Source organism: Oceanicola sp. S124, from assembly GCF_000220565.1.
GTDB lineage: Bacteria > Pseudomonadota > Alphaproteobacteria > Rhodobacterales > Rhodobacteraceae > Pseudooceanicola.
Window position 1 is genome coordinate 1 of record NZ_AFPM01000181.1, and the last position, 14168, is coordinate 14168.

The 14168-nt window shown below is 67.2% G+C and carries 11 protein-coding genes and 2 tRNA genes; 3 read left to right on the plus strand and 10 right to left on the minus strand.

From position 1 onward, the window contains the following. Nucleotides 1-125: 125 nt before the first annotated feature. The 8 genes from OS124_RS0112805 to OS124_RS0112840 all read right to left on the minus strand — a co-directional run bounded on the left by OS124_RS0112805 (nt 126) and on the right by OS124_RS0112840 (nt 5445). Nucleotides 126-737 carry a TetR/AcrR family transcriptional regulator gene (locus tag OS124_RS0112805; protein WP_010140078.1) on the minus strand — a complete coding sequence of 204 codons (612 nt, stop codon included), beginning with the start codon at nt 735-737 and terminating at the stop codon, nt 126-128. 376 nt (nt 738-1113) lie between these two features. Beyond that, the gene (locus OS124_RS0112810) at nt 1114-2097 is read right to left on the minus strand and encodes an NAD(P)H-dependent flavin oxidoreductase (RefSeq protein ID WP_010140079.1); all 984 of its coding nucleotides are present in this window, start codon (nt 2095-2097) and stop codon (nt 1114-1116) included. A 72-nt stretch (nt 2098-2169) separates the two neighbouring features. After that, nucleotides 2170-3225 (minus strand): ABC transporter ATP-binding protein, encoded by a 1056-nt coding sequence (locus OS124_RS0112815; protein ID WP_010140080.1) that lies wholly within the window; start codon nt 3223-3225, stop codon nt 2170-2172. Between the two features lie 156 nt (nt 3226-3381). Further along, nucleotides 3382-3456, minus strand: a tRNA-Gly gene (locus tag OS124_RS0112820). A gap of 68 nt (nt 3457-3524) precedes the next feature. Beyond that, nucleotides 3525-3599, minus strand: a tRNA-Gly gene (locus tag OS124_RS0112825). A gap of 106 nt (nt 3600-3705) precedes the next feature. Further along, the gene (locus OS124_RS26585; RefSeq protein ID WP_010140081.1) at nt 3706-4362 is read right to left on the minus strand and encodes an SH3 domain-containing protein; all 657 of its coding nucleotides are present in this window, start codon (nt 4360-4362) and stop codon (nt 3706-3708) included. A 78-nt stretch (nt 4363-4440) separates the two neighbouring features. Further along, nucleotides 4441-4950: a GNAT family N-acetyltransferase gene (locus tag OS124_RS0112835; protein ID WP_010140082.1), complete on the minus strand. Its 510-nt coding sequence runs from the start codon at nt 4948-4950 to the stop codon at nt 4441-4443. Between the two features lie 69 nt (nt 4951-5019). Beyond that, entirely contained in the window at nt 5020-5445 is a 426-nt protein-coding gene (locus tag OS124_RS0112840) for an organic hydroperoxide resistance protein (RefSeq protein ID WP_010140083.1), read from the minus strand. Between the two features lie 149 nt (nt 5446-5594). On the opposite strand from OS124_RS0112840, the gene OS124_RS24565 reads away from it, so the two are divergent. Beyond that, the gene (locus OS124_RS24565) at nt 5595-6095 is read left to right on the plus strand and encodes a MarR family winged helix-turn-helix transcriptional regulator (RefSeq protein WP_010140084.1); all 501 of its coding nucleotides are present in this window, start codon (nt 5595-5597) and stop codon (nt 6093-6095) included. Here OS124_RS24565 and OS124_RS0112850 read toward each other — a convergent pair. Continuing rightward, entirely contained in the window at nt 6092-6763 is a 672-nt protein-coding gene (locus OS124_RS0112850; protein ID WP_010140085.1) for a thermonuclease family protein, read from the minus strand. The genes OS124_RS24565 and OS124_RS0112850 overlap by 4 nt on opposite strands. 127 nt (nt 6764-6890) lie before the next feature. Between OS124_RS0112850 and OS124_RS27480 the strand changes: the two genes are divergently transcribed. Next, a complete protein-coding gene (locus OS124_RS27480; RefSeq protein ID WP_168161467.1) occupies nt 6891-7049 on the plus strand; it encodes a hypothetical protein in 159 nt (52 codons plus the stop codon). A 497-nt stretch (nt 7050-7546) separates the two neighbouring features. Here the strand turns inward: OS124_RS27480 and OS124_RS0112860 are convergent, their stop codons facing one another. After that, entirely contained in the window at nt 7547-10990 is a 3444-nt protein-coding gene (locus OS124_RS0112860) for a pyruvate carboxylase (RefSeq protein ID WP_010140086.1), read from the minus strand. Between the two features lie 222 nt (nt 10991-11212). Between OS124_RS0112860 and OS124_RS0112865 the strand changes: the two genes are divergently transcribed. After that, nucleotides 11213-13651: an ATP-dependent helicase gene (locus tag OS124_RS0112865; RefSeq protein WP_010140088.1), complete on the plus strand. Its 2439-nt coding sequence runs from the start codon at nt 11213-11215 to the stop codon at nt 13649-13651. Nucleotides 13652-14168: the final 517 nt, after the last annotated feature.

Below are 14168 nucleotides of genomic sequence, written 5' to 3' on the forward strand. Positions count from 1 at the left end.
ATCAGTGCCATCGCCTACTGTGGATGGCGACCCGCCCGGTCCGAGGTCTTCACCGTCGAGGTGCACAACCGCGGACCGGCGGACAGCTCCTATTCACTGATCACCAACTAGGGCAGGCCCCGCCGCTAGCGCAGCGAAATCCCGTAGAGCAGCTGGTCGAGGAAGGCCCGGGCCTCTTGCTCGGGGTCCAGCGGCGGGGTCGGGAATTCCTGCGGATAGGCCACCAGCCAGTTGATCGCGGTGATCAGGAAGCTGGCCGTCGCGGCGCTGTCGAGCGGTCGGACCGAGCCTTCAGCCATGGCCGCGTCGAGCAGTCCGGCGATATGGTCGCGCAGCCCGTCGCGCCGCTGTGCCGCGCGTTCCTGCATGGCCGAGGGCAGGGCCCGCATGTTGACCATGGTCGTGTAGCTGCCGCCATCGCGCATGACCTCGGTCAGGAAGCGCAGGTAGAAGGCCCGGAACCGCTCGAGCGCGGGACCGTCGGCCGGCGCAGCCTCGCGGGCCCGGTCTCCGGCATTCAGGCTCAGCTCGATGCACTCGAAGAGCAGCTCTTCCTTGTTGCGGAAGTAGTAATAAAGTGCGGTCTTCGTCACGCCGATGCAGTCGGCGATCTCGTCGAGCGAAGTGGCGTGATAGCCCTTCTCGTTGAACAGACGCGATGCCACCCTCAAGGCGGCACGCCGTTTCCTTTCCCGCAGCTCCTCGCGAGAGGCGATCTCCCCGTTCCAGTCTGCCATCTGTCCCTCAGTCAATGTCCCTGTGCGGCGATTCGAGAATCGGATGATCGTCACCGCGATGCCGCCGGAGAATTGTATTGCTGATTAAGCTGAAGCGACATTGTCGCACCGGAAAGACTTCAGACTCGTCAGACATTACGACCTATCCTGCAGGCTGACGTTCGCTTTATTCTGGAATTGCCGTCGGGGAAACCCCACGAACTGACAAAACGCCGTTGCAACAATGAAAGGCCCGCCGCTGACAATGCAGGGCGGGCCAATTCCGAAAGGGGCTTTGCAGTTGTCAGGGGCGTTGCCGCGGGGTCATGACAAAAATGTCATTGGCTAAAGCCCGGGCCTGCTGCTGAAATTTCCAGCCACCCCGCCAAGGGGGCGATCAGGCGCGCGACCATCCAAGCTGCCTTGCCAGGCGTTCCTGGGCGGCAAGGAACTCTGCCTCGAGCTGGTCGACCAGCCGCGCCGCAGGCTGCACCTTGGTAACGGCGCCGATGCCCTGTCCGGATCCCCAGATTTCTTTCCAGCTTTTCGGCTTCGCCGCTCCGAAATCCATTTTCGACGGGTCCGAGATTTCGAGCGACTCGGGATCGAGACCGGCGGCGGCAATCGACGGCTTGAGGTAATTTCCCCATACGCCGGTAAAGAGATTGGAATAGACGATATCCGAGGCGCCGCAATCGGCGATCATCTGCTTATAGGCGCCCTGGGCGTTGGCTTCCTCGGTGGCGATGAAGGCCGAGCCGGCATAGCCGCCGTCCGCGCCCATGGCCAGCGCCGCCAGCAGGCTGTCCCCGCGCGCGATGGCGCCGGACAGGAAGAGGGGGCCGTCGAACCAGGCGCGGATCTCCTGAACCAGCGCGAAGGGCGACAGCGCCCCGGCATGGCCTCCGGCCCCGGCGGCCACGGCGATCAGCCCGTCGGCGCCCTTCTCGATGGCCTTGCGGGCGAAGCGGTCGTTGATCACGTCGTGCAGCACGATGCCGCCGGTGGAATGGGCGGCCTCGTTCACCTCGGGACGGGCGCCGAGCGAGGTGATCCAGACCGGAACCTCGTGCTTGGCGCAGATCTCGACGTCGCGCTCGAGCCGGGTGTTGGACTTGTGCACGATCTGGTTGACCGCATAGGGCGCGGCGGGGCTGTCGGGGTTGGCCTGGTTGTGGCGGTCCAGCTCTTCCTTGATCCGCACCAGCCAGCGGTCCAGCTCGATCGGGTCGCCGGGCTGTTCGCGGGCGTTCAGCGCCGGGAACGAGCCGACGATGCCGGCCTTGCACTGGGCGATCACCAGGTCGGGGTTCGAGATGATGAACAGCGGGCTGCCGATCAGCGGCAGGCGCAGGTTCGAAAGTGTCTGGGGCAGGGGCATGGTTTCCTCCCGTTGCATGTCCTTGCGGAAGGAGTGGCACGCGGCGCCGGGGGTGTCACCTTTGTCGCTGCGTCACGGCGCGGGCGCGCCGCCGTCCGGCAGGGCCCAGAGCGGCGAGACGCAGAGGCCGAGGCGCTCGCCCCGGCGCAGGCGCCTGGGGCTTTGCAGCGGCAGGGGCTCTGCCAGGCCGGGGACCTCGGCGAGGGCTTCCCATGTGCCGCCGCGATAGGTGGCGCGCGAAAGAGTCGCGGTCAGCGTGCCGGGGCTGCCGGGATCGGTGGGCCGCAGCTTCGCGGGGCGGATGACGACCTTTCCGGGGCCGTCGCGACGGCCGGCGCCTGCCAGCAGCGGCGCGCGCAGCGGTCCGAGGTCGGCGCTGTCACTGGCAATCTGCACCGGCAGCACCGCAGCCCGCCCGATGAATCGCGCGACATGTTCGCAGGCGGGCCTGTCGTGCAGGTCTTCCGGGGTGCCGACCTGGGCGAAGCGGCCGTCTTCCATCACCGCGACCTGGGTTGCCAGGGCCATGGCCTCGCGCTGGTCATGGGTGATGTAGACCACCGTCGCCCCCGAGGTCTCGTGGAAGGCGGCCAGTTCTTCCTCCATCCGGTGGCGCAGGTGCGGGTCGAGGTTGGCCAGCGGTTCATCCATCAGTACGACCCCGGCGCCTCCGGCCAGGCAGCGCGCCAGGGCTACCCGCTGGCGCTGCCCGCCGGAGAGTTCCGCCGGGCGCCGGTGCCCGAATTCGGTCAGAGAGACGGTGCGCAGGTGTTCGGCTGCGGCCTCGCGGGCCTGGCGGCGGCCCATCCCCTCGCATTCCAGCGGGAAGGCGACATTGCCGGTCACATCCATGTGCGGCCAGAGCGCATAGGTCTGGAAGACGACGCCGACGTCGCGATCCTCGGGCGGTACGTGATGGCCGGGCCCCGACACGGGGGTCTGGTTCAGCGCGATCTGCCCGGCATCCGGCAGCTCCAGCCCGGCGATCAGTCGCAGCAGGGTGGACTTGCCGCAGCCCGAGGGGCCAAGCACGGTGAAGAAGGCGCCCTGCGGGATCTCGACCGAGATTCCGTTCACCGCCGCATGGGCGCCGAAGCTCTTGCGCAGATCGCGGATCGTGACGGACATGGCGCCCCCGGTTGCGTTTCCGGCGGTGTAATTGGCGCTCTGGCCAATGTTAAGGGGCTGGCAGGTGAAGGTTTTGCGACAGCCGCGCAGCCGTACCTCGACGCGCAGTCAGACGATCACCGTGAGGGTCGTGATCTGCTTCCGATGAGGGAAAGTTGGAGCGGGCGAGGCGATTCGAACGCCCGACCCTTACCTTGGCAAGGTAATGCTCTACCCCTGAGCTACGCCCGCTTCCTTGGCGATGGACTTTCGTCCGAGGTATTTCCTTCAGAGGCATCTCTGCCGATGAAGGCCCAAATTGGAGCGGGCGAGGCGATTCGAACGCCCGACCCTTACCTTGGCAAGGTAATGCTCTACCCCTGAGCTACGCCCGCACCGTTTTGGTGAGGCACGATGTACAAAGACGGCCCGGCGGCTGCAAGAGGAAAATTCGGCGGATCGGCGGAAAATTCCGGGACGGGCCGCGGGGGCGGCCTGCGCTCAGTTCACCGCCCCGCGCAGGCGGGCGAAATAGCTTGCCAGCCGCGCTTCGCTGATGTCGCTGTCGTAGCAGACCGGGGCATAGCCGCCGGGGCGGGACCAGGCAGAGCGCCCGCCGCAGCGCCGCCCGCCGCGATCCACGTTGTAGGGGCAGGGGCAGGAACCGGGGTAGGCGGCGATGCTCTGCCGGATGATCGCCTGCCGCGCGCGGGTGATCTCGGCGCTGCTTGGCGCGGCGGTCTGGCGCTTCGGCGGGGCGGGGGCGGCCAGTTTCGTCGGTTGACCGGAGGGCGCGGGGGCGAGGTAGCGGGCCGAGACCCAGGCCGAGCCCTGCGGCGTTGCCGCCGCGACCCGTGCCCAGCCGTCGCGCTGTTCCAGCACCGTGACCCGGTGGCCCTGCGCCAGGGCGCCGATCACCGCCGATCCGGTGCCGGGACCGGCGCGCATCCTCAGGCTGCTGGCGGTGACGACAAGCGTGCGGCCCGGGGCCGGCAGGGCGGCAGATTGCGGTGCGACACGCGCCGCCTTGTCCGGATCGACCAGTCCGGCGAGCTCGGGCAGGGCAAGGGGCATGGCGCCCCTGTCAGGGTCGAACAGGTCCAGAAAGGCGCTGAGCAGGACGATGCCCGCAACGATCAGCCAGAGCTTCCCACGCATCTTCCGCCTCCCCCTCCCGTTGGCGGTTTCCCGGGAAAGGTTAACGGATCATGGGCGCGCGGGCTACTGTCCCTTGGGTCAGCTTGGCTCGGTCGTGTCGAAGGCGGGGGCGAAGTGCAGGGCGCCCCGGGGCGTGATCCCCTGCAGCGGATGGTACTGGATGTAGGCCGGGTCAAGTCCGCCGTAGTTGAGCCCGGGGCCAGCGACGAAGCCCATGGGGCCGTAGACCCGCGGGTCACCGATCAGGGCGCAGCCCGCGGCACCGAGGGTGCGCAGCCGGTGCAACCCCTCGGCTACCAGGGCGCGGCCGATGCCCTGGCGCTGCCGCGCGGGCAGGACCGAGAGCGGGCCGAGGCCGTACCAGTCGCCCGGGGTCTCCCCGATCCGCAGGGGCGAAAAGGCGACATGGCCCAGCAAATGGCCCGCGTCCTCTTCGGCGACCAGAGACAGGCAGAGCGCGCCGTCACGGCGCAGCTGGCGGACGATCGCGGCCTCGGTGCCGGCGGCATGAGGGGCCGAGGCAAAGGCCAGCCGGGTCAGCCGGTCGATGCGCGGCGGGTCTTCGGGTGTCTCGGGGCGGATCTGCATGGTCCCTTGTGCCCCGGCGGCGGCGGTCTGTCATCCGCCAATCCGCCGAGGCCGGGGATGGTAGGCCCGTCAGGCGCGCCCGACCGTCACCTCGATATTGCCGCGCGTCGCGTGGCTGTAGGGGCAGACCTGATGCGCGGCGGCGATCAGCGCATCGGCCTCTTCCGGATCGACGCCAGGCAGGTCGACACTCAGTGCCACCTTCAGCTCGAAGCCGCCGTCATCGCGCTTGCCGATGCCGACCTCGGCGGTGGCGGTCGCCGTGTCGGGAACGGTCTTCTTCTGCATCCGGGCCACGGCCTTCAGTGCCGAGAGGAAACAGGCCGCGTAGCCAGTGGCGAAAAGCTGTTCCGGGTTGGTGCCGTCACCGCCGGCCCCGCCCAGTTCGCGGGGGGTGACGAGGGCAACCGACAGGGCGCCGTCCTCGGAGGCGGCGCGGCCCTCGCGGCCGCCGGTCGCGGTGGAGCGGGTGGTGTAGAGCGGGGCAATGGACATTTCGATCTCCTGTGTGACGAGTGCGATTCTATCGTGTGCGATATATTGTCCTGATCTACCCGGCTTTCAAGTCTTGTGATAAGATCGTGCGCGATTTATCTTGGCCGCCTGTTGCCGCGCCCCCTGGCGCCGCCCTTCGGGAGATGGACATGGACAGCTCTTCGCCGACCTCGCCCGCAGAGGCGCTGATCTGCTTCAATCTCTACGCGGCCTCGCATGGGTTCATCCGCCTCTATGCGCCCTATCTCGACAGGCTGTCTCTGACCTATCCGCAGTTCCTGGTCCTGCTGTCGCTGCATCAGCGCGACGGGCAGGGGGTGGGCGAACTGGGCACCGCCCTGGGAATGGAGAGCAACACCCTCTCGCCGCTGCTGAAGCGGATGCAGGCCGCCGGGCTGTTGCAGCGGCTGCGCTCGACAGAGGATGAGCGTCGGGTGGTGATCACGCTGACCGAGACCGGACGGGCGCGAGCGGCCGAGGCGGCGAAGGTGCCGGGATGCATCGCGCGCGACAGCGGGATCGGTGAAGAGGACTACCTGAACACCCTGCGCGTGCTGCGCCGCCTGCGCGGCCAGATCGCCAAGGTGGCGGAACAGACCGCAGAGGGCAGGGACGGGCCGGGACCGGCGGCCAGCCAGGCGCGGGCCTAGCGGCGCGGCGCCCGCCAGCCGGCGGCCAGGGCCTCGGCCTCGCTGCAGAACCAGCGCTCGCCCTTGGCGGTCGAGATGCGGGTGCGGTCGTAGTGCTCGGAATAGGGCGTGTGGTAGATCCGCTCGCCCTTGGTGTTGATATTGCCCTTGATCGGGCAGCCTTCCGGGGTCGGCACAGCGGAAGAGGCCTGCTGCCAGCGTCCGGCGCGGTAGTCCCAGGGCATCACCGGTGTGCCCCCGGCCCAGAGGCCGCGCCCCTCGATGCGGGCCACCTTCTCCTGGTCGACATAGGCCAGCCCGTAGCGCCGGTAGGCCACCGCCTGGCCCGCCAGCACCATGGCGGCCCCGATATCGCCCCCCTTCACCTCGCAGCGCGCCAGCAGGCGGTCGTAGGCGTCCCGCTCGGAACCGTGGCAGCGGACGGTGCCTTGCCGGGTGAGCTTTTGCAGGTATTGCGTCGCCGCCCGGCCGCAGGGGGCGCCGTGGCAGTCCTGGCCGCTTTCGGGCGCGTCGATATCCAGCAGCCGCACCACCTGTCCCCGGATTTCCAGTGTGTCCCCGTCGATGATCCGCGCCCGTCCCGAGAGCTCCGCCGCCGGGGCGGCAAGCGGTAGGAGGAGGGCCAGCAGGAGGGCAATCGGCAGCAGGAGTCGCATGGGGAGGCGCATGGGCACCGTCTCTCGTCGTTAACCAAGGTTAACGCAGTCCTAGCGTTCTTCCGGTCATGGCGGCAATCCCTTGCCCGCGCGGCCATTCCGGGGCAGGAGCGCGCATCACCGGTGAAAGGATCGGGTCATGGATTATTCGAAGATGGGCGGGGCCAAGCCCCACAAGGGCACGCCGCGCCACAAGCCGAAGGGCGGAGAGCGCGACGCGCCGCAGAAGGGCCGGGCCAGCAAGGAAGAGCTGCTGGCGCGGATGAAGAAAGCCGCCGAAGAGCGCAAGGCCGACTGAGGCCCGGGGAAGGGGCATGGCCCCCTCATTCCTTCCGGAGCATCGAAAAGGCGAGGGGACCCCGCTCGCCCTCTCCTGAGGGCGACGAGCAAGCGATGAGGAAGGCGTGTCGCCATCCTCGCGCAGAGGCACGGATGAGGTCGCCGGGGCCCCGCCTCCCTGTCGCCGGATGGCGACAATGGACAGGCCACGGGGGCTCTGCCCTCCGTCGCCGGATGGCGACAAATGGACGGGTCACGGGGGCTCTGCCCTCCGTCGCCGGATGGCGACAAATGGACAGGTCACAGTGGCTCTGCCCTACGTCGCCGGATGGCGACAATGGAAAGGTAGAGGGGGCTCTGCCCCCGGTCGCCGGATGTCGAGTCCCCCCGCAGTATCTTCCGCCATCGGGCGAGCAGGGGCGGGGCGTCTGCGGCGTGGCGCGGCCTTTGCCCGGGGGGCAGGCGCAGCTTGCCGGGCGGCGGTGTGCGAGGTGGGCCCCGCACACCGGGAAAAGGTCAGTCCTCGTATTCGACCAGCAGGTCCTTGGCATCGATCTGGGCGCCGGGAGTGACATGCACCGCCTTGATCGCCCCGTCGCGGTCGGCGTGCAGGCCGGTCTCCATCTTCATCGCCTCGATGGTCAGGATCAGGTCGCCCTGCTTGACCTGCTGGCCTGCCGTCACGCCGATGGAGGCGACGACGCCGGGCATCGGGGCGGCGACATGGGCGGCATTGGCGGGATCGGCCTTGGCGCGTGCCGCCGCGCCGCCGGTGACCGAGCGGTCGGGCACCCGGATCACCCGGGGCTGGCCGTTCAGCTCGAAGAAGACCCGCGCCTCGCCGTCCTCATGGGTTTCCCCGACGGCCTGCAGGCGGATTTCCAGGGTCTTGCCGGGGTCGATCTCGGCCGAGATCTCCTCTCCCTGTTCCATGCCGTAGAAGAAGGTCTTGGTGGGAAGGGTGCGCACCGGGCCATAGGCCTCGTGCCGGGCGGCGTAGTCGAGGAAGACCTTGGGGTACATCAGGTAGGAGTTCAGGTCCTCGTCATCTACCTCGGCCCCGCCCAGCTTCCGCGAGATCTCGGCGCGGACCGCGTCGAAGTCGACCGGGGGCAGGTGCTTGCCGGGGCGTTCGGTATTGGGCTTCTCGCCCTTCAGCACCTTCTTGACCAGCGCGGGGGGGAAGCCGCCCGGAGGCTGGCCGAGGTTGCCGCGCATCATGTCGATGACGCTGTCGGGGAAGGAGATGTCACGCTTGGGGTCTTCGACCTCTTCGCGGCTGATCCCCTGGGAGACCATCATCAGGGCCATGTCGCCGACCACCTTGGACGAGGGCGTGACCTTCACGATGTCGCCGAACATCTGGTTCACCTGGGCATAGGTATGGGCGACCTCGTGCCAGCGCTCTTCCAGCCCCATGGAGCGCGCCTGCGCCTTGAGGTTGGTGAACTGGCCGCCGGGCATCTCGTGCAGGTAGACCTCGGAGGCCGGGGCCTGCATGCCGCTCTCGAAGGCGACGTACTGGCTGCGCACGGCTTCCCAGTAGTCCGACATCCGCCGGATTTCCTCGATGTCGAGGCCAGTGTCGCGGTCGGTATGCATCAGCGCCTCGACGATCGAGCCAAGGGTCGGCTGCGAGGTATTGCCCGAAAAGCTGTCCATTGCCGCATCCGCCGCATCCACGCCCATTTCGGCCGCAGCCAGGATCGTGGCGCCGGCTATGCCGCTGGTGTCATGGGTGTGGAAGTGGATCGGGATCGCGATCTCCTCCTTCAGCGCCTTGATCAGAACCCGCGCGGCAGAGGGTTTCATCAGCCCGGCCATGTCCTTCAGGCCAAGGATATGGGCGCCCGCGGCCTCGAGCTCCTTGGCCATGCCGACATAGTACTTCAGGTCGTACTTGGCGCGGTCGGGGTTCAGGATATCGCCGGTGTAGCAGACCGTGCCCTCGCAGATCTTGCCGGTCTCGACCACGGCATCCATGGCGACGCGCATGTTCTCGACCCAGTTCAGGCTGTCGAAGACGCGGAAGACATCCATGCCCGAGGCGGCGGCCTGCTTGACGAAGCTCTGCACCACGTTGTCGGGGTAGTTGGTGTAGCCCACCCCGTTGGAGCCGCGCAGCAGCATCTGCGTCAGGATGTTGGGGCAGGCGGCGCGGATGTCCTTCAGGCGCTTCCAGGGATCTTCCTGCAGGAAGCGGAAGGCCACGTCGAAGGTCGCCCCGCCCCAGCACTCGAGGCTGAAAAGCTGCGGCAGGTTCGCCGCATAGGAGGGTGCTGCCTTGATCATGTCGATCGAGCGCATCCGGGTGGCCAGTAGGCTCTGGTGGCCGTCGCGCATCGTGGTGTCGGTGATCAGCAGCGGCTTCTGCGCCAGCATCCAGTCGGCAACCGCCTTGGGGCCCTTCTCGTCCAGCAGCGTCTTGGTGCCCGGGGGTGCCTCGGGGCCATGGCTGGGCGGATTGGGCAGCTTGAAGCCCTCCGGCAGACCGGCGCGGCCCTTGGTTTCGGGGTGCCCGTTGACTGTCACGTCGGCGATATAGGTCAGCACCTTGGTGCCGCGGTCGGCGGGGGTGCGGAAATCGAAGAGCTCGGGCGTCGTGTCGATGAACTTGGTCGAGTACTGGTTGCTGAGGAAGGTCGGATGCTTCAGCAGGTTCTGCACGAAGGCGATATTGGTGCTGACGCCGCGGATGCGGAACTCGCGCAGGGCGCGGTCCATACGGGCGATGGCCTTTTCGGGGGTCTGCGCCTTGGCGGTGACCTTGACCAGAAGAGAGTCGTAGTAGCGGGTGATCACCCCGCCGGCATAGGCCGTGCCGCCATCGAGGCGGATGCCCATGCCGGTGGCGGTGCGGTAGGCCGAGATCCGGCCGTAGTCGGGGATGAAGTTGTTCTGCGGGTCCTCGGTGGTGATCCGGGTCTGCAGTGCATGGCCGGTCAGACGCACGTCGTACTGGCTGGCCTTGCCGGTGGCTTCCGCAAGGCTCTTGCCCTCGGCGATCATGATCTGGGCCTGCACGATGTCGATGCCGGTGACCTCTTCGGTCACCGTGTGCTCGACCTGCACGCGGGGGTTGACCTCGATGAAGTAGAACTTGCCGGTCTCCATATCCATCAGGAACTCGACCGTGCCGGCGCATTCGTAGTTCACATGGGCGCAGATCTTGCGGCCTAGCTCACAGATCTCCTCGCGCTGCGCTTCCGAGAGATAGGGGGCAGGGGCGCGCTCGACCACCTTCTGGTTGCGCCGCTGGACCGAGCAGTCGCGCTCGTAAAGGTGGTAGATGTTGCCCTGCTTGTCGCCGAGGATCTGCACCTCGACGTGGCGGGCGCGGGTGATCATCTTCTCAAGGTAGCCCTCGCCGTTGCCGAAGGCGGCTTCGGCCTCGCGCCGGCCTTCCAGCACCTTTTCCTTCAGCTCTTCTGGGCCGTTGATCGGGCGCATCCCGCGCCCGCCGCCGCCCCAGGAGGCTTTCAGCATCAGCGGATAGCCGATCTCGGCGGCGTCCCTGGTGATGGCGTCGAAGTCATCGCCCAGCACCTCGGTCGCCGGGATCACCGGCACGCCGGCCTCGACGGCGACCTTGCGTGCGCTTGCCTTGTCGCCGAGGGCGCGCATGGTGGCCGCCTTGGGACCGATGAAGGTGATGCCCGCCGCATCGCAGGCATCGACGAATTCGGGATTCTCGGACAGCAGGCCGTAGCCGGGATGGATCGCATCGGCGCCCGAGAGCTTGGCCACCCGGATGATCTCGGGGATCGAGAGATAGGCCGCGACCGGGCCCAGCCCTTCGCCGATCCGATAGGCCTCGTCGGCCTTGAAGCGGTGCAGCCCCAGCTTGTCCTCCTCGGCATAGACGGCGACGGTCTTCTTGCCCATCTCGTTTGCCGCGCGCATGATCCGAATGGCGATCTCGCCCCGGTTTGCAATGAGAATCTTCTGGAATTCGGCCATGTCTGCTCCCTGAATGCAGGCTATTGGTCGACGGTCGCTCCGCCCTGGTTAACAGGAAACGCGATGCCGCAGCGCAGCGCAACAGCGAATATAATTTGCATGAACAATTATCCCGCTCAGCGAATAGCTTGATTGCACAAGGACAGGCGCCAGTTCGCGAACCAGCGGAACGGAATGGGAACGTCTCTTTCCCTCGCCGCGCGAACTCGCTATTCTGCGCCCATGAGCAGTTATTCCGAAGATGACGCCTTCGAGGCGGCCAGCCAGCCCGTCCGCACGCCACTGTCGCAGCGCGCCATGCAGGGCGCGCGTCCGACCACCTACCTTGACGACCTGAACCCCGCGCAACGCGAAGCGGTCGAGGCCCTGGACGGCCCGGTGCTGATGCTGGCGGGCGCCGGGACGGGCAAGACCAAGGCGCTGACCTCGCGCATCGTGCACCTGCTGTCGACGGGGCGCGCCCGCCCGAACGAGATTCTCTCGGTGACCTTCACCAACAAGGCCGCACGGGAGATGAAGACCCGGGTCGAGCGTCTGCTGGGCGGCGCGGTGGAGGGCATGCCCTGGCTGGGCACCTTCCACGCCATCTGCGTCAAGCTGCTGCGTCGCCATGCAGAGCTTGCAGGGCTGAAATCCAACTTCACCATCCTGGATACCGACGACCAGATCCGCCTGCTGAAGCAGCTGATCCTGGCCAACAACATCGACGAAAAGCGCTGGCCGGCGCGGCAGCTGGCCAATCTGATCGACGCCTGGAAGAACCGGGCCTGGACGCCGGCAAAGGTGCCCTCGGGCGAGGCGACGGCCTTCAACAACCGTGGCACCGAGCTGTACGAACAATACCAGCATCGCCTGCGCGAGCTGAACGCGGTCGATTTCGGCGACCTGCTGCTGCACGTGGTGACCATCTTCCAGGCCCACCCCGACGTGCTGGAACAGTACCAGCGCTGGTTCAAGTACATACTAGTGGACGAGTACCAGGATACCAACGTGGCGCAGTACCTCTGGCTGCGCCTGCTGGCCGGGGCGCACAAGAACATCTGCTGCGTCGGTGACGACGACCAGTCGATCTACGGCTGGCGCGGCGCCGAGGTGGGCAACATCCTGCGCTTCGAAAAGGACTTTCCCGGCGCCAAGACCGTGCGGCTGGAACAGAACTACCGGTCGACCCCGCATATCCTCGCTGCCGCCTCCTCGGTGATCTCGGGGAACGAGAATCGCCTGGGCAAGACGCTCTGGACCGACAAGCCCGAGGGCGAGAAGCTGCGCCTGATCGGCCATTGGGATGGCGACGAGGAGGCCCGCTGGATCGGCGACGAGATCGAGGCGCTGGAGAAGGGCACCCGTGGCCTCAGCCCCTATACCGGGGACGACATGGCGATTCTCGTCCGCGCCAGCCACCAGATGCGCGCCTTCGAGGATCGTTTCCTGACCATCGGCCTGCCCTATCGCGTCATCGGCGGCCCGCGCTTCTACGAGCGGCTCGAGATTCGCGATGCCATGGCCTATTTCCGCCTGGTGACCTCGCCCGCCGATGACCTCGCCTTCGAGCGGATCGTCAACCAGCCCAAGCGTGGCCTCGGCGACAAGGCGCAGCAGAAGATCCAGGTCGCAGCACGGGCAAATGGCACGTCCTTGCTGGATGGTGCCCGTATCCTGCTGCAGGATCAGGGGCTTACTGGCAAGGGCGCGGCGCAGCTGTCGCGGTTCATCGACCAGATCGACCGCTGGCACGAAGTGGCCCGCCTGCATACGACAGCCGCCACACTGGCCGACGAGGATGACGTCATCATCGACGAGGACCGCCCCCAGGCGCCCTTCGGCCACATCGAGCTGGCCGAACAGATCCTCGACGAATCCGGCTACACCGAGATGTGGCAGAACGACAAGACGCCCGAAGCGCCGGGCCGGCTGGAGAACCTCAAGGAACTGGTCAAGGCGCTGGAGAACTTCGACAATCTTCAGGGCTTCCTCGAGCACGTTGCGCTGATCATGGACAATGAGCGCAACGACGACGCCGAGCCCAAGGTCTCGATCATGACCCTGCACGCGGCCAAGGGGCTGGAATTCCCCGTGGTCTTCCTGCCGGGCTGGGAAGACGGGCTCTTCCCCTCGCAGCGCTCGATGGACGAATCGGGCCTCAAGGGCCTCGAGGAAGAGCGCCGCCTGGCTTACGTGGGCATCACCCGTGCCGAAGAGCTCTGCACCATCTCCTTCGCCGGCAATCGCCGCGTCTTCGGCCAGTGGCAAAGCCAGCTGCCCTCGCGCTTCATCGACGAGCTGTCGGAAGAGGATGTCGAGGTGCTGACCCCACCGGGCCTCTATGGCGGCGGATTCGGCGCGGCCTCGGGGGGCTCGGTGCAGTCTGGCATGGAAAAGCGCATGACCGAGGCCAATGTCTACAACTCCCCCGGCTGGCAGCGCATGCAGGCCCGCGCCGGCAATCGCCCGGTCAGCCAGCCCCGCGAGAGCCGCGCCCAGGTCATCGACATGACGGCGACCTCCTCCCACACGGTGGGCGAGCGCGTCTTCCACCAGAAATTCGGCTACGGCGAGATCATCGGCGTCGAGGGCGACAAGCTCGAGATCGCATTCGACAAGGCCGGCGTGAAGAAGGTCGTGGCGAAATTCGTCTCGAACCCAGACGACGTGCCTTTCTGAGGCAGGGCCCCAGGCACGCTTCGCCGTGCCGGGGTGCGCTTCGCGGCGGCGCTGGCAATTTCGTCACTCTCTTGATGCTGTGAAGACGCGCTGCGCAACGGGGGCAGGGGGCTCTGCCCCCTCTTGAGCCCTCCCGGTCTCAATTCACCCCCGGAGTATTTTCAGCCTGGTGATGCACATGGGGCTGGGCGGAAGGGCACCCGCCTTCTCCGTGAAGGGCGTGGCACGCTCCTGTCGGAGAGGGAGGGCGCCCGGCCGGGCACCGTCCCGCCTGCATCATCACCAGGCTGAAAGTACTCTGGGGGTGAGGGCGCGCGCAGCGCGACCGAGGGGGCAGCGCCCCCCTTCTTCCCAATCAGATGTCCTGAAAATGAAAACGGCGGCGCTCAGGGAGGAGGAGAGAGCGCCGCCGTCATCTAACGCGGGTCCAGGGAGGAGGAGAGGACCGGCGTATCTGGGCCAAGTGTCCGGCGGGAGCAGGGAGGAGGAGAGCTCCCGCTGGTCCTGACATCACCGC

Bases quoted from the DNA above. Each gene is read 5' to 3' on its own strand.
- OS124_RS0112805 (WP_010140078.1), bottom strand. From the start codon at position 737: ATGGCAGACTGGAACGGGGAGATCGCCTCTCGCGAGGAGCTGCGGGAA.
- OS124_RS0112810 (WP_010140079.1), bottom strand. From the start codon at position 2,097: ATGCCCCTGCCCCAGACACTTTCGAACCTGCGCCTGCCGCTGATCGGC.
- OS124_RS0112815 (WP_010140080.1), bottom strand. From the start codon at position 3,225: ATGTCCGTCACGATCCGCGATCTGCGCAAGAGCTTCGGCGCCCATGCG.
- OS124_RS26585 (WP_010140081.1), bottom strand. From the start codon at position 4,362: ATGCGTGGGAAGCTCTGGCTGATCGTTGCGGGCATCGTCCTGCTCAGC.
- OS124_RS0112835 (WP_010140082.1), bottom strand. From the start codon at position 4,950: ATGCAGATCCGCCCCGAGACACCCGAAGACCCGCCGCGCATCGACCGG.
- OS124_RS0112840 (WP_010140083.1), bottom strand. From the start codon at position 5,445: ATGTCCATTGCCCCGCTCTACACCACCCGCTCCACCGCGACCGGCGGC.
- OS124_RS24565 (WP_010140084.1), top strand. From the start codon at position 5,595: ATGGACAGCTCTTCGCCGACCTCGCCCGCAGAGGCGCTGATCTGCTTC.
- OS124_RS0112850 (WP_010140085.1), bottom strand. From the start codon at position 6,763: ATGCGCCTCCCCATGCGACTCCTGCTGCCGATTGCCCTCCTGCTGGCC.
- OS124_RS27480 (WP_168161467.1), top strand. From the start codon at position 6,891: ATGGATTATTCGAAGATGGGCGGGGCCAAGCCCCACAAGGGCACGCCG.
- OS124_RS0112860 (WP_010140086.1), bottom strand. From the start codon at position 10,990: ATGGCCGAATTCCAGAAGATTCTCATTGCAAACCGGGGCGAGATCGCC.
- OS124_RS0112865 (WP_010140088.1), top strand. From the start codon at position 11,213: ATGAGCAGTTATTCCGAAGATGACGCCTTCGAGGCGGCCAGCCAGCCC.